Here is a 20,893-nt window from a genome sequence, read left to right on the forward strand (position 1 = left end):
AAAATTACGTCCATATCCGGTAATCTGTATCGGATATGACCTATCTGGTTTATGCTTTGTGCATGAATATTGGAGGCCATATGATTCGAAAGCTATTTAAAAAGCGCCCTGCTCCTAAAATGCGTGACAGCTATCCCCTGGTCTATGGAATATTCGCATATCTTCCTATTTGTAAACTTGCTAACCGCCCCGTGCTCCAACATGAAAGGCTTGCAGAAGAGTGGGCAGGAAGTAATCGAATTTTTCAACAGACAAAAATGAAATCAAATTTAGTGATAGGAAGTTGCGGGCCGTTACTTCATAACATATTTATGTTTGGGGGGGGGTTAGTCACTCCAGAGCTCAACGAACTTCTGAGCAAATTCGAAAGAAGCCTTTTAGAATCTAATTCGCCATGGGTTAAGCTTTTTATGGATTGTATTGAAAATGATGTTGATGTTCGGTTACGTATCGAGCTAATGGAACACGACGATAAGTTACTGTTAGAAGTGGCGAGAAAAGACTATGACAAACTGACTGAGCAGCATACCAGCGCACTTCATCAATATTTCTTGTCAAACTTTGATGAAGTACGCTCGGCATTGAGCTGATAGAAAAGGCTGGTTGGTTGAGTAAGAGGGTTAAAATACGAATCAATCTAAATCAAGGAAAAGCCTTTTACTTCTATTTTCCTGACGAGGTATACGAGTCCAAGAATGAAGCCACATACCAGGCTCCAATTTTTGCGTTACTGTTCTTAGGTACCCATTCTCATTAGTGTAATGAATTGGGTGCTTATTTGCTCCCCAGCCCAGTGGCTCTTTTGTGTCTTCATCACAATATTTTTTCAAACGCTGTTCAGACCAATATACGACGCCGTTAGGCTCAACGCATCGCCATTTGGCTTCAGCAGGAAAAATAAATCTCTTGCCATCAATTATTTCAGTAGGCCGTAAGTCAACATCGATTTTACCTACCGAAAGTTGCATCTTAACCATCATGTCACTATCCGTGTGAGAGGTGTTTAGCTCCTTTCCCGTCCATGCGTCAAAAGTCTGGATGCTAAGTTGTTTGGTTGTATTATCAGTAATCACGGTTAATTCCTGTTTATCTTTTTGTTCTTTATTTCTCTCAACAGGGAATTTATAGAGGATTTGCGGCTAATTGAGTATGTCAAAAATTGACAGATACAGGGGTAATCAGAATATGCCACTATACTTTGGTATAAGTTCTCATACTCTAATAATTTGGCATTATTGGCAGTGTCGATGCTCTACACTCCCATTGTTACGGCCTATTGTGAGCTAATAGGCTGAGCGTAGATAAACATCGATAGAAAATGTGCTGTCAGTGTTTGAAGCCCATCTTCCGTTTCTAGTCGTTTCGCAAAGTGTTCAATTAAGTCACTCGAAATAGATTCATTTTGAGCCATGTTTGCAATGACCGTAGCACAAAGCTTACGTTTAAAAGACTTCTCTATGTAATCTTCTATGTCATCCACATCTTTAGCGTATTGGAGCTCTACAGGCTTACTAATGTGAACAGTACGTGATTCTAAGCTACTCACAAACTGATTAACTGTCGTCATTTTTGATCCGCTGTTTGTATCTGTAAGGTTTTATTATAGGGGCTATGGTGCCCCTTCTCACTCACTCTCCGGCTTCGCATCTTCTAGTTTATATGTTTTTAGTGCCAGAACCTTTATTTGCGAGTAATACAGCGATTTGTTATCTGGTTTAGCGGGAAGGCGTTTATTTGCGACCTAAAAGTATTCGTGTATCGTCGACTTTTAATCAAACTTTTAAATTTCCAAGGGTTTTACATGCCAATGAAACTACCAGACTTCTTTCAGGTAAAAATTAAACAAACTAATGTCGATAAAACGATGTCAGAAAATGATTTTATGTCGACTATTCCTTATTGGTTTTCAATCACTGATACTGAGTTATATGACATATTGGGAGGCGCTAAATTTGAGAACGATGATTTCGCGTGTGAGCCCAGGTATATCTCCGCTGACTAAAAACCGCTGTTTATAGAAAATGAATTAAGCTCCACGCTACATCATGCTCATCTATTGTTAGTTGGTCGTCATAATGATTGTTTTGCCATATTAAAAATCTAAAAACATTTAGAACTACATTTAATGTAGGCACCTATGGCTGTTCTCAGCTCATCAACGTCGATAAGTGACCTGCAAAGTAAAACTATACTCATCAATGGAATAGTTACTTCCTTGATGGATGTACTTTGATGCCGTTTTCAATTCATCCTCCCCTCCTCTGCTTGTTACTTATTTTTATACAAACAATTACGCTCTTAGTTTTTTTCTTTTGTTTTTAGAAATAAGATTTAAGTAATGAGGCGTTAGCCATCTTTAAAAATCTAAAAACATTTAATACATCATTTAATGTCCGCACTAATGGTTGTTTAAAACGCACCAATGTCGGTTCTTGCTCTTCAAAGTAAATCACTGCTCACCAATGGAAATCAGTGAAGCTATAAGTGCGCACGAATGGAGTCTTGATGTGAACAAAGTTGAATGTACAGAAGTTAAACCTAAGCTCTTAGACTAATATACGGCACCTAAGCTCGCCCTTTGGCCTGATCTTTAGGCGCAATGGAGGCTTAAGGCAAGGGTGTTGAATAATTTAAATAGTAATTGGAGTTTTGTTGCTTGAAAGAAGAGTTTCTATGCTTTCAGATTATTAAGAAAGGCTGCTGCTTCAGCGGGGGTTGATGGCTTGAAACTTCTTTTGGGTCGGGGTAATGCATCAGGCGCGCTAAGTGGGCCTTGTGTTACAGCTGGGATGTGATTAGTGGAGAGGTTATCGCTTTGTAACGTTTCTCGAAGTACGTTTAGAAAGCCGGTTAACTTTTCTATGGCATTTACGGCTACGAAGGTAACTGCCTTATCCTTGAATTCATATTTCACGAAACCTAGATCAGATAAACTATTTATTAAACGGCGAATTGTATTCTGAGACCACTGAAATGCTAAAGCTAAGAACCGTACTCCCCGATTAAGAGAAGGTCGGAATTTCTTCATGTTCCAGTTCGTTTGATTATAAAGGTACCCATGCAAGATAAGTAGTTTATGCATGTGCTTAGACTGGTTTAACTTGAGGGTGTTGGTTTTTTTGTTAAATTTGCCAACGTAAACTTTGAAAAATGTGATTTCCCTAACTAGGCCACCAGCACTCTTCGTCTTTGCATCCTTAAGTGCTATCTCAAGCCATTTAGCATATTCAATAGCATAGGCATGCTCACCAATAGTAAGCGTGTGAGATATTTCATCATAGTAGGTGTACTTTTGACGTGGAGCTTTTGGATCGAGTTCGGGCTCTTGTAAGAATTTTTTTTCTATCAACGAGTCCAGGGCCGCACGAACTGCGTTAGGTGAGTACCCAGTCTTATTACAGATAGCCTGAGTTGTGGACTTAAATGTCCGATTGAAGATTTTTTGTTGGCATGCGAAATACGCTATGTGTGAAAACACATAAGCTTCCGTATCTGTGAGATGTTCAAACATGCAGGTGGCCATGAACAGAACATCGTTATCTTTATTTCTGTTTGTCATATTTTTACCAACAAATATTAATCATTTGCCGATAAAAAACGCGATAACTGTTGACCATACTAGTCAATCAGCTAAAATTAGACCTGTAACCGATTCCAAAAAGTTACGTTTTCAAACCCGCATGTGTTAGCGCACGTTGCGGGTTTTGTCTTCTTAGCGCTTCCTATCTTCTGTTTTTTATTTTCCGCTAATCAGTAAAGATTTAAACCCCTTACCTATTTGATGTAATCTTTAATTAAATAACGCAATAGATCAAGCCGGATCTGAATGACGCAGGATCTTTCTAAAGATTCGATCCGAAGCCTTAACTATTGATTTATAATATAAAGATTCGATCCAGTCATTCAGGTCAGCTCCCACTTCAATTGGTTGTATAAATGTATTCGACGCAATGGGTAATTTGAAAGGCAAAAGTTGGTGATTTGAAAGGCAAAAATTGGTGATTGGCTACATGAGTAATAGATATTCCCACGTGGGAATCTGAACTTAAGTATGCCTATAGCCCTTTTCAGTAATGGGCTGTAGCGTTTTTTCTATTTTTTAATAAATCAGGTTTTCGACCTCAAACAGGTTATGTCTTATTTGCACCGATTTGTCCGATGATGCTAAGTGCTGACATATCTCGTCTAAATGCAATAATGGAACAGCCCTGCTCTTCAGAGTAACCGATATTGACTAAGTAACCTTGTATAGTTGCTCTGCCATATTCCACCACCCGCTCCCCTTTCTTAGATCCAGATAGGTATGTTGATCCAACTTGTTCTGTAATCTTTTTCGTTATCTTCTCGTGAATTTTGGCGTTGTAAGTTGGATCATGATTAGCAATTATCATGTTCGAAAACTTTCTTTTGAACTCCGGTAGTTTAGATGAAGGAGCTACACTTTCTCTTAGCTCATTCCATGTATAGATTTTAAGTGCTTGTTTACCAGTAATTAAGTGTTCCCTAGCCCATAGGCCGAACAAGATTTCAATTTCATTGTTAGTGGCGAATATGTCACTTTGTATAAGCAATAGACCGTTTAGCTCTTGTCTAGAGCGAATGGCATTCACTAGGTTTGTGATAGTCGAGCGTGGAAACTGAAGTACTGCAGCTTTTTTCTCAAGCCCCTTGTCATCCTTATAAGTCACTATGGCTTCAAGACGGAAGAGTTTGAAGAATAGCTCGATATCTACAACTGATGAGTTGCTCGCTTCAAAGAAATCTGCCATGTCAAAAGTAGTTGCTGATATTCGCTGCAGGGCTGATATTGCATTGGTAACGTAACCACCGCCCGATGCTTCGCTCAAATTAATATCTTTAGCAAGTGCGATTAACGGCTCAAGCGGGAGCGTAAATGTTTCGCCTATATTGTCTGTCTCTAACAAGCGTCCTTGAATATGGTCTATCAACCACGTAATAGCGCCTGCGTAATAGGACATGTCAGGCAGATATACTAATCTCCCCTCCTCTGCCCTTGCAGTAATTTTGATTGGCTTAACAAGTGAATTCTCTCTGATATCTATCGAAATTTTTGAAGACTTGTCTTTGCGGTTTGTTCTCATCGCTTTAACAAGGTACCTAACAATTTGGAGTTCGATGAACCGCGTCTTATCTTCATACTGGTCTATGTTGATTGATTCAACGGTATTAGAGGCCACCAGCTTGAAATTCTCTACTTCTTCACTTTCTGGAGCACTCGTTAACGCAGCGCCTTGCGGGATAATCAATTTGAATAACTTACCACGGCGCTTTCTAATTGGGTCGGTAGTTATAAATTCTCCTTCCACGAATCCACTTTTCTCAAGAAGAGTAAGATGGTGCCGGATATTGGACACTTTTCTTTGTGTTTCAATGGCGAGGTATTCTAGGCTCGCGATAAGCTCATCAGTACTTTGTAATTTAATAAATATGTCGGAGGCAACAGCGATAGTTGTGGGCGAAATATCCATTGAGTTACAAAGACGGTAAAACGCTTTGAAATCGAAATTTTCCGACACGCTGGCTAGCGGTGCTTTATAACCATACTTTTCAGGTAGGTGAAACAATTCGCGCACTGTGCTTCCCTTCATATTTTTAAAGATTTGATAGATATCTAGGATTCGATTCGAGCATATCCTACAAACTGATGCGTGTAAATTTTCTGACCTTTATCTATCAATATTTTTAGTTGCGCTGCATAACCTTTAAAATTAATGAAAGATATTTAGTCATTATTCCCACGTGGGAAAATTTTTCCAAAAGCTTGGAAACTCCTTAAAAACGTGGGATGTAAGAGTTTTCTATTTTTTAATTAAATAGTGGGAAAGTAGCATATCGAGGTTCTATAGATTCGATCCGAGCATTTTAATCTTTAACGTGCAAGAATTTGGATGTGTCTAATATTGAGGAACAAGAATGAGTTCAGCAGAGATGTATAATGGTTTAAAGGTATTGTCCAGTTACCACCGTAAAGGTGGTGTAGGAAAAACCTTCTTAGCTTCCACGATTGCTTACCTACTTGCTACTGGTGGGCCTGATGGAACAGGAAAAAAGCGTCGGGTTCTTGTTTTAGACTATGATTCTCAGCAGGACTCTTCAAAAGCATTTCTTCAAATGGATGCTATACCAGGCGACGATGAATACGCCGCGCCAACTCACCCTGATTATAAAGAGATTAATGATCCTGATTGGCCTGGTCGCAATACCAGCACGGATATTCTTTTCGATTCACCGGTATATGAATACCCAACCGCTTTTGAAGGCATTAAGGTTCTACCGTCAGAAGGCAATGTCGATAGAGTGCTTGCACTGACACCACAGTCTGAAAGACTCGTATCAACAATTACATCTCATATGAAAGACTGGTTCTCTATCCCAGACTTAGCAGAAGATTACGACATCATTATTGTTGATAATCCGCCAAGTAAGTCTCCAGTTTCTGCCGGACTATTGGGTGCGGCGACACACGTAATCATACCGACTGAGCCTGAATATGATTCGATTGACGGTGTACCGATGCTTTTAAATCGAATAGACAGAATTAATGAAGACAGAACTGACAACCCATTAGAAGTGCTAGGCGTTATACCTAATAAAGTGCAAAGCAAGTCTAAGCTAACTCAAAAAGATAGAATAGCGCTTTCGAAGCTCTACGATAAGAATGGACCAACCGCAGCATACATGAGTCAGTTTTGGTTAACGCAGCGCAACTGCTATCGAGTCATGGAGCGGCCATCAGTGGATGAGTCGCATTTTAATTACGTGCATAACCATTATGCGATAGATGAAATGACTAAGCTGTATCAGCTGGTTGAGAATAAAATCTGGGGAGGAAAATAATATGGTCAAGCCAAGACAGCGGCGTGTTAAAACATCTAACCCGCAGGATGATTTAATCTCTGAATTTTCAGAAGGGCATGGTGTGTCACAACGTTCACGTGAAAAACTTGATGCATTGAAAGAACGTGATAAATCCAAAGAGAGCGATGTCCATGACCAACCGCTTTTCAGTACATCATTTGAAGTTGACCGTATACTGTTAAATTACATTCAGCCACAAGCCGATAATCCACGCTATTTGCCAGTATCCATTCCGCCAACCCAGAATGCAGAAGACATTGCTGCACTGGCAGATTGTGTGGTTTGTGAAAAAGGGATATTAGAAAACCGACTTCCAAAAGACCATGCACGGCATGCTGACGTCGAAAAAGAAATTTTAGCTATCAAAGAGCTGGCCGAAACACTTCGCCACAACGACCTGATACATTTGATAACCGTTTGGCGCGCTAACATGTCAAATTATCCAATAGTCGCTGGCCATAGAAGGTATTACGCCATTCGCTTCCTCTATGGCGGGATGGTCAAAATCAAAGTTAAAATTTATCTCAAGAAGCCAGAAAATGTTCATATCTTAAGGCACGTTGAAAACTTCTCAAGAGCCGCTTTGTCTCCTCCAGATGCTCTAAAAAGCTATATGGGTGCCATCAATGAGCTGCGTTCGCATTTGGGTGAGGAATATGAGAAGAATAAATTTCAACTAACCTGTTCTCATTTAGGGCTCTCTAAGTCAAAGTATTATCGCTATGAGAAATTAGTGAAATACGAAGCTTCAGTTATGCCGCTCTTAGTAGAAGGTTACGTTACACAGCTCAAAGATTTTCCAGATGAAATATCTAAAGCAGAAAATAAGGGTGGGCAAGAAGCCGTTCATCAATACTTGAAGGCAATCCTTGATGCTAAAGAATATATGCCATTTTCTGAAATAGGTCAGCGAAACGTTGAACCGGAATCTTCTGAGTCAGAAATTCAGAAGGCACCTAAAGGTAGGGGCAGGGCAAAGAAATTTATTAGCTTTCCAAAAGTTGAAGTCACTCAAAGTAGTGCTATTAAGCGATTGCTATCTGAAGATGTCACTAAGCTTGATTTGGGGATTGAATGGGATAGCCTTGATCTTGATGATACAAAGCAGTTAGAAGACGTGTTGAAGACTATACTTAAAAAGCTTTCAGACGCGTAAACTTTCGATTGATGGTATTCAAGTCGCTTAGCATTCATTTGTTAAGCGGCTTTTTTGTAGGTGCAGGTAACTAAAAACATGAATAAACCACCTTTTTTCCCACGTGGGAATGTTTTAGCTAAACGTGCTTTAGGTCACGTATATAAAGGGCTGCATTAAAATTTATTTATTAAAAAAATACCTCGATTCCCACCATTTTATAGATTCGATCCGATAATACTCTAGTCTCACCAATAAGAAATTTCGCTATAGAACTTGCTCTATCGTTCCAGTTCTATGGTTTTTTAGGGCAAATGGAAAAGGGGGGCGGCGTTAATTTGCGATGTTATCCAGTTAGTACACGTTCGGCCTACTAACTCGAATAACTCGGAGTCTTTATGCAAGTTCAAACCAAGCCAACATTCCATGATTTCACTAACTCACCTGTAGATTTTAATATTATCGAGGATGGTGATGTTGTAATAGTGACACCTGATAAGTTAGTACCATTCAAACATTCAAATGCTAGGAAAAGAAAACGCAATTCCCAAAAGGAAAACGAAATACTGGCTTCAATGAAGCGCGAGGGAATTCGTGACCCACTGAAAATTTGGATTGAAACATCAGTACCTTCATTGCAAATCCTTGGTGGGTTTGGTCGTTGGGAAAAAGCGCAAAAGCTTGGTATTCCTTGTCCTTGTAAAATTCATATTTGCAGTGAAGCAGATGCCACTAGATTGCATTTGGTCGATAATACTCAACGTGAAGATTTATCATTCATCGATGAAGCTGATGCGGCAAAAAGTCTTTATACGATAAAGGGCGGAGATTTTGAAGCCACCCGTATTGAACTGGCCTGGACTCCAACCAAGCTTAGAGAGCGCTTAGAAATCGCCAAATGCACCAGAGTAGTAAAAGACTTTGTTGAAGCTGGTCGTTTAGAGTTAGGACACGCCATTCTGTTAGCGCCTTATAAACAGGCTACACAGGACAAGCAAGCGCAAGATATTGTGAATTCAAATATCTCTGTTAAGCAGCTAAAAGAGATCCTTGGCAAAGTGCAAATTCCACTTAGCACGGCGAAATTTAATACCTCAGATTGTGCAGCCTGTGAATTCAATACAAAAGACCAATTAAACCTTTTCGATAACTTAGGTGAAGAACAGAAGTGTCGTAAGGCTGCTTGTTTTAGAGAAAAAACTAAATCCTTCCTTGAATCAGTTCGTGTTGATGCCGAAAGCCGATACGGCAAGGTCATTTTCCTATCTCAAACTGATAGAAAACAAGCAACTTTATTGAAGCCCGAAGCCGTAGGTATCGAACAATTTGAATCAGGTTGTTCTAGCTGTGAAAGTAATATGACCATTATGTCCGATGTAGAGGGGCATGAGGGTAAAATTTCAATTAACCAGTGCATCGATAAGGAATGTTACACAAAGCTTACCAAGGGGGTTACAGGCGCTAAAAAAGACAGTGCCGATACAACCGCAAAATCGCCAGTAGGGCAGGGGAGCGCAACAGCAGCTAAGGCTAGGGACGCTAACCCTGTTTTGAAAGGCTTCAAACCTTCCGAAAAACTAAGTGACCATAACAAAGTAACACTGCGTAGCGCAGCCGCAGATTTATTTAATAAAGATCAAGATATGTATATCAAAATGCAAACCGCATCATTGGTTCAAACATCAGGTATCAAGGTTGATGGAAATATTATTCATGGGTTTGATGATGCAGTTAAACATTGTTTATCGCTAGACCGTGAAGCCCTCGCAAAATTGTCTTCGCAAGCTTATGCACATCTGATCGCCAAAACGAGTCAGGCCAATTCACGTTCAATGATACCGATTATGATTAATGCGTTAAAACAAGCTGGTGGGGAGGGTGAGCAAGCAGCGCGTAAAGCGTGGGTAATGAATGAAGAAACACTGAAAATGTACCCCTCACGTGAACTACTTAATATTTGCGAGAAAAGCGGTATTAAAGAGAAAGTCGAAGCGACCAACAAAAAATGGAGTGATATCAGAAAGCTTAAAGTGAACGACCTAATTACATTGATGGTTAAGACGCAGCCAGCCAGTCCTTTATTTGCGCCAGATGATTACTTGTCACACGTTGCACCTATCAAAACAGGAGATAAATAATGTTAGCGCAACTAATAGATATTGTTGATAAAGAATTTACTCGGCTGAACTTAACTATTCAAAAAGTCCAAGGCGGCCGCTTTGCGGTCGTTTTGCAAGGTACGCCTAACGATGTGGCTAACAGCCAATTAGCCACCACTTTACAAAACAACCTCTGTGTTGAAGGAACAAAGCTCGATTTAGAGTTAGATTTACCAAAGCATTTAGCGCAGTACTCAGAGGCGCTTTCATTAGCCTTAACGTCTAATGCTGCGACAAGTATTAAAGCCTTAGCCACCAAAGGGGAGCAAGAGCAGTCTACAGACACCCCCACAGAAACAAACGACCAAGCAAATGTCAGCAACGATGATGGTGTGGTAACAGAGACAAAAGATATTAGTGAGTTGGCAGGAGAGTGGGAATGATTATTTCATCAACAACGTTAACGCGCGTCTATGACATACGGGGTACGAAGTTAACGTGCCCAATGCAAAATGCCAGCTTAGAAGAATCTGTCCGAGCACTTTCACAGACCAATCCCTTATTCAGACACACAAAGTTGTATGAGGAAGATGGTGTGGTTTCGGGAACTGAACTCGTATTTAAGTTGCAACTACCGCCACCAAAGTCGAAAGGCTAAATATGAAGGGTGATAAAGAGGTATTGGGGGAGTTATTAGACTCCCTCGAAAAGAAACTGGCCGTTGAAAATCAAAAGCAAGGTGAAACATGGAACAAGGTTATTTCAGGGATACCAAAAAAAGCGCGCATCTGTTTACCCAACAAGGGAACGAAACTCAGCGCAGATTTGCCGCCCCTACTTTAGTCAATCCGCTCACCTTCAAATACCGTATGGCTGGTGCGAATGTACCAAGTTCACGCAAGATTCAAAAAATCCACAAAGTCACAGCGGTTAGAACCGTTAACATGCATGCCTTTCATACTTTCAAAAGGGCGATTTCTACCGCGCAGCAACTTGGTGCAGACATTAATTTCTGCAAACGCCAAGTTAGAGCGTTTACGAAGGCTGTGAATGCAGACACCCGTTTTAAATTTGCTGAAATTGACGCGTTTATTCAGCAAAAGATTGAGACAGATTACGATGCCTTTATTGAAAGCTTTTATGCGCAAAATCCTTACTTCGCCACTGTAAAAAATCAAAACGCATTGTTGAGCCTAAGCGTGGAGGGCGGGATATCAAAATTGGATTCGACAGGGATAGATACCGCACTATTGAGTCTCGAAAGTCTACCGGATTGTATTGCTGGGGCGGTAATGAGCATGTTGTTGTTCATCTCACGCTCTACAAACTTGCGATTAATGGACTTTGATGTTCAGTGTGGTTGGGTGTTTGAGTTTTATGAAACGGAAGGTTTACGTGGCCATGAAGCTAATGAGTTAAGCGAATGGTTTAAAGATGAGTGGGCAGGCGACAACGAACACTTAACCGCTATAGAGTTAGAGATTCCAGAACACCTAAAAGACACCTATATTCTCTTTAGACAAACCTACACCGAATTTATAGACGAACTATCGGATGTCTCTCAGCTTGCAGTCATTTTAAGTGATTATGTTGATGCCAAGGCAATCTATGAAAAAGCTGACAACCAATTAGGTTTGGCGGTGAATGATCCTTATGAATTAGCCCTTTTGTTGCTCTCCCTCGATACACATGTACGTTCTGAATATAAGGAAATCATTGATTGGCTTGAAATCAGCAGCGATATGTTGATGCGAATGAATTTAGATGAATATTCTACATCATCGTTAGATTGTGAACATGGCGCGTTATTAGGCAGTGAGATGGTTGCATTAAATTACGATACGCAAACTGAACACTTATTTGATGATATTTTTCAAGATGAAATGAATTCAGGTTCTTATGGTTGCACTATCGATTGGACTTCACTTGATAATAGAACCGCCGTGCTTTCAATGTTTCCTTACATCAGCATTTATCTGGCGTTGCCAGAACGATTAAAAAACCGATTTTAAGGATAATTCACATGCTTAGTACCGCGGTATCCAAATATGAACTAGAGACAAGATCACGAACTAACAGTATCCAATCGAAAGTTGCTTTAGTACTTCATTCGGTGGCTACGAGCAATAAAAAGCAACAGGTCATTACAATGCACAACATTGATGATAATCAACTGAGCAAAGGCAAAGTGATTAACTCTAAACAGGTTACGCGAATGGTAAGTGGTAAAGGTGGCTATTTCGACCGCGCTCAAAGCGCCAAACCGTTGTGTTCAAGCCTGATTGACGAAAGAGTGATAGCCGAAAATGATAACGATGTCGTGTTTTACACCCCACCTTCTAAGCGCACTTTATGGTACTCAACGACTAAAAACACAAACTTTTCTATCTTGAGTCCAGGATTGTTCTTTCACTTTAAGAAAAGCACGAAATCAATACGGGTATTTTGCTATCTCAATAGAAAGAAACCAAAACTAGATACGATGCTTTATCTCCCCCCAATGCTAAACATTGATCGTAAAGGCTCACTCTGTACAGGCACTATGCGATTACCCAAAACTTGGTCAAATGCTGGAATTGATTTAATTATTTCTAATTTCTTTGATAGCCGCTTCACCCACTCCAACATGAAGACCGCTAGTGGGATACCTACAATCTACACTGACGATGAAGCAAACATGGCCTACATGGCAGCATTAGAAGAATCTGAAAGAAAAATGAAGGCGGGTGAACTTGTCGAATTTAAAACAATAGCCGCATATTTGGAGAATGCAGATGATTAAAGCACCTATGGCACTAATGAACGATGATATTTCTATTACAGTGATAGGCGTTGGTGGCACAGGTAGCTATCTGGCCACTATGCTAGGTCAAATGGCCTTTAGCCTAAACAACCTAACAGAGGGGGCTAAAACTATCACACTTCATTTCTATGACGATGATAAGGTAAGTGAGGCAAATGTCGGGCGCTCTAATTTCTATCCTTGTGATATCGGTTTACCAAAGGCAGAAGTCATTGCAGAACGGTTACGTAACGGACTTGGTGTTGATGTGTACGCCCACAACCACCGTTTAGAAAAAGCTGTAAGGACTGATATTTTAATCACTTGTGTAGACAGTGGTAAAACCCGACATAAATTCGGCAAAGACACTGAAATGCAGCGCTCAGATGCACTTTGGGTCGATGTTGGTAATGGCGCTCACGATGGGCAAGTCACTATAGGTCATTTATGCAATCCTTTAAGTGGAGCAAAGTATCCGAATGTCTTTGACTTGTTTGGCGATACGTTGCTGATAGCCGATGATGACGATATGCCTAGCTGTAGTCTTGAAGAATCCCTTACCCGACAAGATATGGGGGTGAACATACATGCAGCTTCACGTACCTTTAACGCTATTTGGCAATTGATCCGATACGGACAAGTCGGCTACAGCGTTGATTTCTTCAATTTCCGCGATACACAGGAAAATAAAGTCGTAGCAGAACCACAAGCATGGGCAACCTTTGGTTATCAAGCGGTACGAAACTAAAAACATATACTCAACGTGCGCTATAAACATGGCGCACTTTAAGTAATTTTACTCTCCTGTAATAATATCCTCGTTACGTTCTCTCAACGTGACATTATCAGTAGTCGGAGCACTTTTGGTTGTGCTCCACTCTTTATCCCCCCAGTGTCGCTATCGCTAGCTGAGGGGGATGATTCACATAAGAATCAATGGAACGCTACCCCCCTTTTGTCCCACTCAAATCACGATAGACTCGCTCCACTCGCTTGAAATATTGGAATGAATGATGGGGCCAACACCGAACGTTACTCTTGAAAGCTACTCGCCGACAGAAAAGAAAATCAACATTATCGTGTCAAAATTACCTTTTACGGTAATTGATGATGGAATTGTTTTACTTGAGAACAACCAACTGCTTAACAATGCGAAAATCTATTCATCAGTGGTGGTGGGGGAGGGGGCAGATTGATGCTCCAATCTGCTATTTTGCTTACTTTACGCTACTTGGGGGAACATTAATAAGGGTTCCCCGTTCACGATAAAATTTCAGTAAAAGCGTTGTTTCAAATTCTTCGCCATTTTCTTCATACTTCACCAACGTATCATAACCGTCGGGGTAGCATTTCAATACCTCCACTGGTGGAGCGAACTTTCTATTTTGACGATATCGACCATATTTCGGATCATGGTCGATAATATATTGCCTATCAAAATGCTGGTCTTTACCCATACTGGTATATTTTCTGCCCTTGGCATCTACATACCCTTTTAAGCGCCGGTTGTCCTTATGTCGTTCAATGTCTTCATAACAAACATAAGGGCGTTCAATAGCGCCCACCACTTCTACTTCTTTCCACGTAAATACGCTCGAAGCACAGCCCGTTAATGATAACGGTAATAACCACAGTAATTTTTTCATAATAATTTCCTCCTTGTCACAACATACAACGGCCAAGGGTGTTCACAACAAAGCGACGTTTATTTGTAATTTAAAATGAGGTGGTCACTTTGCAAATACAGTTTATCAATTTAATAGGTAGCTATTGTGGCTTTCGATACATATTTACGTCAATTTGGTCTAACTCTCAAGAGCCTACATGAGTACAGCGGACAATCTAAACAAACGTTGGGGAACTGGTACAAAAAGAAGCCGGAGTTAATCCAAGCGTTGGTTAAAGCATACAAGTACGATGAATTGTTAGAGCAAGCACGGTGTTTCTGATGCGAAAGCCGTTAAGTGAACTACTGCACATTCACTATCCCAATAAAGCTAAAACAAACGAAGCCTTTTCCTTTCTCCAGGATGGGGACTTTGTTGCGGGTGGTTGTGCGCTATATGCCATAGCCTTAAAGGCTCTTGAACCTGCTCTTGAGATTGTCATATTAAAAAGTGTATCTGGCCCCGAACATTGCATTTTAAAGTTTGGGGAGCACTACTATGACGCTGATGGTAAACAATCTTACCGTGAGATCATTAACAAACTTATGAGTGAGTTCAATTGCACCATTGTGTCTAACGAAATAGTGGAAAGCATAAACATGGAAGCATGCGCAGAAATTGTCGATGTAGGTTGGGACGTTAGGCGCTTTACCGCGTTTATGAATATGACTATCTAAAAACTTGTCCATTTAACTAACTGTTGTTTATCGCGACAATTCTATAGTGAATCAGTATTGCTGTGTTTCGCTAAGTGTTGTCCACCGCGAAGCCTAAACTTTGATTTAGCAGTTGCATGATAAGATGAAGTGGAGCGTAACCTGTTGTCTTTAAATGATTTAAATTCTTATTAAAGGGGGGGGGACTTGACGAGTAGTAATACTTCCGCGGGAGGGTTAATTCATTTAGTTCACTTTTTGCGGCTTTAAGTGTCGAGTTGCGCGGAATTTTTATCAAAATTACCGACTACAAAATAGTTCGTCTATTGCTCACAAAATAGCCAAAATACACTATCTGGATTTGGTGAGTTTTAAAGTTTGAATTTGGGAATGATTTATGAAGTTGGAAAAGTGACGATCTACAAGGTGAGATCCCCAAAAAAAATCAGCGGAGAGCGGTACTTGCCTGATTATTATTTAAACATTTTAGACGCTCAACATGACGCATTTATTAAAAAATGAACATGAAAAATAGGGCCAAATACGGCTTAAGTGACGTTTACCGCGACAAAACGGCCTGTAAGTGACGTTCACCGCGATAAAACTTCCGTTTTCAATGTATGAATACCCAGTTTTTGAATGAAATTTAAGCCAAATTAGGTGGTCATTCGTTAATTTTCAAAAAGTGCAATGTCATAAAATGACGGATATCCAGAAATGTGAAGTGTCGCGGTAAACATCACTTAATAAGCAGATGTTTCCCCCAAGCACTGCTATACATGTATTTGTACTAAATATACCGATGGTTATCGCGTTAAACGTCATTTAACGAATAAAGTGTGTATAGCTGGTGTTCAGACTGTGTACAACTGAAAGGAATATCGCTTTGTACGTCACTTAGTATCGCGGTAAACATCACTTAGATTCGCGGTAAACGTCAGTTAGAGTCGCGTTGAACTTCACTTAAAGCATCATATATCGCGGCAAACGACAGTTAGCAATAGATTAAATTATATAAAACAGTGGCTTATAGATTCTAAAGGTTTTTAAAAGATTAAAATAAAAGAATTAAAGGATATAAAAAGATTTATTAAAGCGATCCAAAAAAAACTGATTTCATAAAATTTTAGGTTTGATCTTACGGAAACGTTAGATCTAAACTGACTGCATTCTTAAACTAAATACGCAGATAACTTGAACAAAAATGGCTAATGGCCCTGTCATCTTCATTCGAAACAATTTGCTTGATGCGAAATACTTCAATCTGGTTGAAGCATTAATCACTGCAAAGCAACTGAAGCCATCATTCCGGCTGTTTATTGAATCGTTCAACACTTCGATTCTCACAGCGGAATACGCGACAACAGATGGAGTATGCATTCGTTACTTCGATGCATGCGACATGCTCGTGGGTAAAACCGATCCGGATTACCAAACAAACAGGGAACTAAAGCTTAGTAAAGTTACGCGCTACAACCGTCTTAAAACCTTAATTGAACTTGGTTTTTTAGAGCCGACTTCAAAGCCAGATGTGGTTGAGCTTTATTCTTCGACGAAGGGGAAACCGATCACTCTGTATCAATTGGTTATGCCTTCAAGCATTGCCAATGCTTCACATAATCAATCTGGTGAAATGTCTTATCAACATTCCAGTGAATATAAAGCCCAACGCCGCCAAGAACATTCACACGCCACGAACATGACCTTTGGTTACATGGCAAAACGATTAGACAAGCTTGGCTCAATGGACATTCTTGCCTCTATTTTCAATGACTGTATACGTGCTACCAATTCTATTGATGTAAAAGTTATCGAAAAAGAAAAAGTGGTACCGCACCCTGAAACTAAGGTTCAGGGGAAAATATCTATTACCACGTCCACTTCAACTGCAAACGATGCCGCTATCATGGTTCCCGATGATATGGTGTTGTTGAATTATTTTTATAGTTCTATCAATGAGCATTTAATCTCTAGCATCGAAACCCTCACGTACCCTTTTCAAAACCTATTTAGATTCGATGCACGTAGCGTAGTGCTAGATTTCATGCTTGACGATAGTGGCGGAAATAGGGAATGGCTCGATGGTGCGGTTAGGCGCATAGTCACGACGAAATTTAACCTTCGAGGTGACTCAAAAGCACTATGGCTGTTTGTAAAATTAGGCATAGTGGATGAGGAAGGAAACCCCTATCAAAACACTGATATCAACTTGTTAGTGAAAGCGGGTGAAAAAGACCTAGACAGGAAGCTGGTGGATTTAGCATTCAAAGAACGTAGCGCGGCGCGGTATTTCGATTTAAAGCTCCCTTGGTTTATAGAAAATCAAATCAATGATGTTCTGAAGGCCAGAACTGAGAATCTGTTACCGAAAAGCTACCAGCCTTTTATCAAAATGTTTACTCGCTCAAAAGACTTACTTAAAGGGGAAGAAAAAGGACTTATTTGGCTTATCATCGACTTCTTTGCCGCTAAACTACCCAAGCCAGGATTTACCTATGGCCCGACTCCTATAGCGTCCTTCTTAACCACCTTCAATGCATCTATCACAACTAAAGAAAGTGCATTGACCGTGATGAAGCATTTATTCTTGGCCATGCATAATCCAAGGCGTTTGCTTTACTGCTCAGGATGGTTCACCAATAGCCGTAACCAACCGCGCTTTGAAGATTTGTTCACCCTCGTGGATAAAAAATTCTTGCTAAGGTTTGTTAACGTCACTAAAGGCTACACCAAAAATACACGTTTAAGTCGCTTGGAATATACCATTCATGTAGTGCGTCTTACGGATGATGAAATTAAGCAGTGTTTAGAACGAAGTGAGTTAATTCAGAAAGATATTCAATATGCTGAAGACAAGGTATTCATTGATTTAGGGGAAGCCATATTTGCCCGAGCGAAAGCCACAGCGAGACAATACTACCTCTAAACAACCTTTTATTGCACAATCCGTTGCTTTGTTCACGTTGGCCTTAGATTTATACAACGTGAGCGCTCCCTATGAAATTACACTCTATCCTTAAGCAGTCTATCGCCTTTGATGATTCTCACACTGTCAGATTGACAGAAATCATCGCCCCCAAGGCTTTTACCCAACTTAATACGCTGTTCAAGCGCTTGGATGGCAAATGGGATAGTAGTGCAAATGTGTTTCGATTCTCTCGAAATGCAGAGTCGCTGGTGGCGCGTATTCTAAACTTAGGCACTAGAGCAGTTAATGCCTTTCATTTGTATCCTAGCAATGACCATGTATTTAACTTCATGAAGGAATATACAGCCCTAAGTTACGTGGGGGCGGGGCGTAAAGAACCAATTAAGGTTTTAGAGCCTTCGATAGGGTTAGCGGATCTTGCGTTAAGGTTAAGAAAGTTTGCTGACGATGAAGGCCGACAGTTCGATATTAAAGGTTATGACATTGACCCTCTTAATGTGATGCTTTGTGAAGAAAATGGCTTTGATGTGGATTGCACTGACTTTTTAGATGTTCAGCCAGAACCTATCTACGACCTAGTAATAATGAATCCACCTTTTGATAAACCCCTTTTCATTGAGCACATTCGCCATGCACATAAATTTCTAACACCCACCGGAGAGTTAATTTCGGTTATTCCAGTTAATGAGAAACGGATCACCGACAGCGACTGGCTTTATGAGCGTATACGGCATTGTTGCCCAGAACAGCTAGAGGAGGGGAATTACCTTGCGAAAGACACATTCAAACACGTATTCATTGATACCACGGTAATAACCATGCACGCTGAGCCGCTTTATCAGCGCTCACTAAAATCCCCTCGCACGCATAGTAGTCAAATAGACCTATTTAATCTGTGTGTTGATAACGATGAACAGTGGCTGAGTGAAATGTCTGCCATAGCAAATCAACACGACAGCGAGGCTCAACAAAAGGTTATATTCGAAAATTGTGTTACCGATATGCTTACCAAGCATATCGGCTTGCACCCCCACTATCGTCAGGAGTTCGTGACCGAATTAACGACTTTATATGGGACGAAATCTAAGCCTTTACCTGCTTTCAGTATTCGTTCTTTACTCTTACCAGATGAATTCCCAGTGATGCAGGCACTTTAACGTGCTAATGCAGGTGGGTGACAACAGAATGTCACGAAATCCGGAAAGTCGTTGATTGGAAAAAGGTGATCACGCATGTTCATCAACTTGGTAAATCATAAGGAAACCGAGAACGATGAATCACGAAAAACACTTTACTTCATTAGCTGAAAGAATTTTTAACTGGCTTAAGATAAGTTCGATTGAAGATGCAGCCACCTACAAAAACGACTTGACTAAGCTAGGCAAAATGGCCGGCTACTTATCTTACTTCCTCATTGCTATTGGCGTCTTGGCGATTGTTAGTAATGTTGGGTTTGTGGGATTGATAATTACCCTTCTAGGTATCTATGTGTATTTTTTCAATACGAAAGCGTTTCCGGTACTGAGCTCGTTAGTAAAGAAAAAAATGGACGATTACGAACAGCAACAAAATGAAGCTGTAGAGCCAGCACCAGAGGCCAGTGCATAACGCCGTTTTTTTGCACAAGTGCTGCAAGGTGAGACAGTCGTAGTCAGAAGATAAATTCAAAACTCAGGAGTAATTATTATGAAAGCGTTATTTGATATTGGTTACAACAATGCAGCAGAGAAAATGCGTAGACACGACTTAAATGCAGTGGCTACATCTGAGCAGGCTATCAAAACTTGCAGTGAGCTAGATAAGTTTGATGCTTTTGTTCATGGGTTTTGGATGCGCCCAGGGGTATTAATCGGAATGGGGATTATCCTAAGCGTTTTAACGATGGGCTTACTGGCTGCATTACTAGTGCCGTTACTGTTTACGCCATTACTTTCTGCTTACCTTAAAGGGGTGGCTAAAGGCAGTCGTGATGTACTCTTAGAGCGCCTTTACAAAAAAGGGCTATCTGTCCCTAAAGAGTATGAATACGCACTCAATACACCGCAAAGAATCAAATTAATGTTAGACGCGGAAACCGCATAACATTTAGTAAAGTTTCCCCGAATAACATAAGCTCAGATAATCATCTGAGCTTTTTTTTGCGTCAAATCCTCATGCCTGCACTCTTTGTTTAGACCTATCATTTGGAGTTAAACATGATCACATATGAGTACATTGAACAGGAATATAACAAAGCCCTAGAACATGCCTATGGCCTAATCCCAGCGCGTAACTGGAGCAGCTTACCTACGTCACTGGTACTTACCGATAGCCCTAGAAGGCTTGGCATAGCCGACGAAAGGACAGGTGAGGTATCCATTAACGCCCGTTATAAGAACACCACTGCCTACACTAGCTTACGCAATACCATCTTTCACGAATTAGCCCATTTCTGTGTTGGCACTCATAACAATCATAATAAAGTGTTTAAGAGTGTGCTATCACGCTTTACAGCGCATTTCGAGGTAGACAGCAGCGAACTTCAACAGCTTATCAAACAGGTTGATTTCAAGTGGTTTGTGGTTGCCCATCTTGAAAATGGCCAAATTCATGAAATAGGGGGTGTTCACCGTAAAACCAAAATCTACGCCGAATACCCACACTACAGACCAAATGCAATACACACTATTAAAGGCGTTAAAGTATTACGCTACGAATACCGCCAAAATCGATAACTTGCCCCTCACGGGGCTTTTAGCCTTACTCG

General features: G+C 40.5%; 21 protein-coding genes. 16 read left to right on the forward strand and 5 right to left on the reverse strand.

The window, feature by feature from the left end:
• Window positions 1–80: 80 nt before the first annotated feature.
• Window positions 81–590 carry a hypothetical protein gene (locus tag AVL57_RS20825; protein ID WP_061093805.1) on the forward strand — a complete coding sequence of 170 codons (510 nt, stop codon included), beginning with the start codon at window positions 81–83 and terminating at the stop codon, window positions 588–590.
• A 42-nt stretch (window positions 591–632) separates the two neighbouring features.
• Here AVL57_RS20825 and AVL57_RS20830 read toward each other — a convergent pair whose 3' ends face one another.
• On the reverse strand, window positions 633–1,073 hold the full coding sequence (locus AVL57_RS20830) for a hypothetical protein (RefSeq protein WP_061093806.1): 441 nt from the start codon (window positions 1,071–1,073) through the stop codon (window positions 633–635).
• Window positions 1,074–1,273: 200 nt separating this feature from the next.
• Window positions 1,274–1,567, reverse strand: coding sequence for a hypothetical protein (locus tag AVL57_RS20835; protein ID WP_061093807.1), 294 nt, complete (start codon window positions 1,565–1,567; stop codon window positions 1,274–1,276).
• A 234-nt stretch (window positions 1,568–1,801) separates the two neighbouring features.
• Here AVL57_RS20835 and AVL57_RS20840 point away from each other — a divergent pair, with 234 nt between their 5' ends.
• Window positions 1,802–2,002, forward strand: coding sequence for a hypothetical protein (locus AVL57_RS20840; protein ID WP_061093808.1), 201 nt, complete (start codon window positions 1,802–1,804; stop codon window positions 2,000–2,002).
• Window positions 2,003–2,671: 669 nt separating this feature from the next.
• Here AVL57_RS20840 and AVL57_RS20845 read toward each other — a convergent pair.
• A complete protein-coding gene (locus AVL57_RS20845; RefSeq protein ID WP_061093809.1) occupies window positions 2,672–3,559 on the reverse strand; it encodes a hypothetical protein in 888 nt (295 codons plus the stop codon).
• Between the two features lie 571 nt (window positions 3,560–4,130).
• Window positions 4,131–5,594, reverse strand: coding sequence for a hypothetical protein (locus tag AVL57_RS20850; RefSeq protein WP_061093810.1), 1,464 nt, complete (start codon window positions 5,592–5,594; stop codon window positions 4,131–4,133).
• Between the two features lie 340 nt (window positions 5,595–5,934).
• Between AVL57_RS20850 and AVL57_RS20855 the strand changes: the two genes are divergently transcribed.
• From AVL57_RS20855 to AVL57_RS20895, 8 genes are all read left to right on the forward strand, one after another.
• Window positions 5,935–6,858, forward strand: coding sequence for a ParA family protein (locus tag AVL57_RS20855; protein WP_061093811.1), 924 nt, complete (start codon window positions 5,935–5,937; stop codon window positions 6,856–6,858).
• Between the two features lies 1 nt (window position 6,859).
• Window positions 6,860–8,035: a ParB N-terminal domain-containing protein gene (locus AVL57_RS20860; RefSeq protein ID WP_061093812.1), complete on the forward strand. Its 1,176-nt coding sequence runs from the start codon at window positions 6,860–6,862 to the stop codon at window positions 8,033–8,035.
• Window positions 8,036–8,412: 377 nt separating this feature from the next.
• Window positions 8,413–10,152, forward strand: coding sequence for a ParB-like helix-turn-helix domain-containing protein (locus tag AVL57_RS20865; protein WP_061093813.1), 1,740 nt, complete (start codon window positions 8,413–8,415; stop codon window positions 10,150–10,152).
• Window positions 10,152–10,556, forward strand: coding sequence for a hypothetical protein (locus tag AVL57_RS20870; protein ID WP_061093814.1), 405 nt, complete (start codon window positions 10,152–10,154; stop codon window positions 10,554–10,556). The genes AVL57_RS20865 and AVL57_RS20870 overlap by 1 nt, the downstream gene beginning before the upstream one ends.
• A 303-nt stretch (window positions 10,557–10,859) precedes the next feature.
• Window positions 10,860–12,125 (forward strand): hypothetical protein, encoded by a 1,266-nt coding sequence (locus AVL57_RS20880; protein ID WP_061093816.1) that lies wholly within the window; start codon window positions 10,860–10,862, stop codon window positions 12,123–12,125.
• Between the two features lie 11 nt (window positions 12,126–12,136).
• The gene (locus tag AVL57_RS20885) at window positions 12,137–12,895 is read left to right on the forward strand and encodes a hypothetical protein (RefSeq protein ID WP_061093817.1); all 759 of its coding nucleotides are present in this window, start codon (window positions 12,137–12,139) and stop codon (window positions 12,893–12,895) included.
• Window positions 12,888–13,643: a PRTRC system ThiF family protein gene (locus AVL57_RS20890; protein WP_061093818.1), complete on the forward strand. Its 756-nt coding sequence runs from the start codon at window positions 12,888–12,890 to the stop codon at window positions 13,641–13,643. The genes AVL57_RS20885 and AVL57_RS20890 overlap by 8 nt, the downstream gene beginning before the upstream one ends.
• Before the next feature lie 262 nt (window positions 13,644–13,905).
• A complete protein-coding gene (locus AVL57_RS20895) occupies window positions 13,906–14,091 on the forward strand; it encodes a hypothetical protein (RefSeq protein WP_156454893.1) in 186 nt (61 codons plus the stop codon).
• A gap of 21 nt (window positions 14,092–14,112) precedes the next feature.
• Here the strand turns inward: AVL57_RS20895 and AVL57_RS20900 are convergent, their stop codons facing one another.
• A complete protein-coding gene (locus AVL57_RS20900) occupies window positions 14,113–14,541 on the reverse strand; it encodes a hypothetical protein (RefSeq protein ID WP_061093820.1) in 429 nt (142 codons plus the stop codon).
• 302 nt (window positions 14,542–14,843) lie between these two features.
• On the opposite strand from AVL57_RS20900, the gene AVL57_RS20905 reads away from it, so the two are divergent.
• The 6 genes from AVL57_RS20905 (at window position 14,844) to AVL57_RS20930 (ending at window position 20,861) form a co-directional block, all read left to right on the forward strand.
• Window positions 14,844–15,239 (forward strand): hypothetical protein, encoded by a 396-nt coding sequence (locus AVL57_RS20905; protein ID WP_061093821.1) that lies wholly within the window; start codon window positions 14,844–14,846, stop codon window positions 15,237–15,239.
• A gap of 1,183 nt (window positions 15,240–16,422) precedes the next feature.
• Window positions 16,423–18,144, forward strand: a complete 1,722-nt coding sequence (locus AVL57_RS20910; protein ID WP_312038632.1) for a hypothetical protein — start codon at window positions 16,423–16,425, stop codon at window positions 18,142–18,144.
• A gap of 71 nt (window positions 18,145–18,215) precedes the next feature.
• Window positions 18,216–19,304, forward strand: coding sequence for a DNA methyltransferase family protein (locus tag AVL57_RS20915; protein ID WP_061093822.1), 1,089 nt, complete (start codon window positions 18,216–18,218; stop codon window positions 19,302–19,304).
• Window positions 19,305–19,419: 115 nt separating this feature from the next.
• Window positions 19,420–19,755 carry a hypothetical protein gene (locus AVL57_RS20920; protein ID WP_061093823.1) on the forward strand — a complete coding sequence of 112 codons (336 nt, stop codon included), beginning with the start codon at window positions 19,420–19,422 and terminating at the stop codon, window positions 19,753–19,755.
• A 78-nt stretch (window positions 19,756–19,833) separates the two neighbouring features.
• Window positions 19,834–20,229 carry a hypothetical protein gene (locus tag AVL57_RS20925; RefSeq protein WP_061093824.1) on the forward strand — a complete coding sequence of 132 codons (396 nt, stop codon included), beginning with the start codon at window positions 19,834–19,836 and terminating at the stop codon, window positions 20,227–20,229.
• Window positions 20,230–20,342: 113 nt separating this feature from the next.
• Entirely contained in the window at window positions 20,343–20,861 is a 519-nt protein-coding gene (locus AVL57_RS20930) for a hypothetical protein (RefSeq protein ID WP_061093825.1), read from the forward strand.
• The last annotated feature ends 32 nt before the right edge of the window (window positions 20,862–20,893 follow it).

This window comes from Alteromonas stellipolaris, assembly GCF_001562115.1.
Lineage (GTDB): Bacteria > Pseudomonadota > Gammaproteobacteria > Enterobacterales > Alteromonadaceae > Alteromonas > Alteromonas stellipolaris.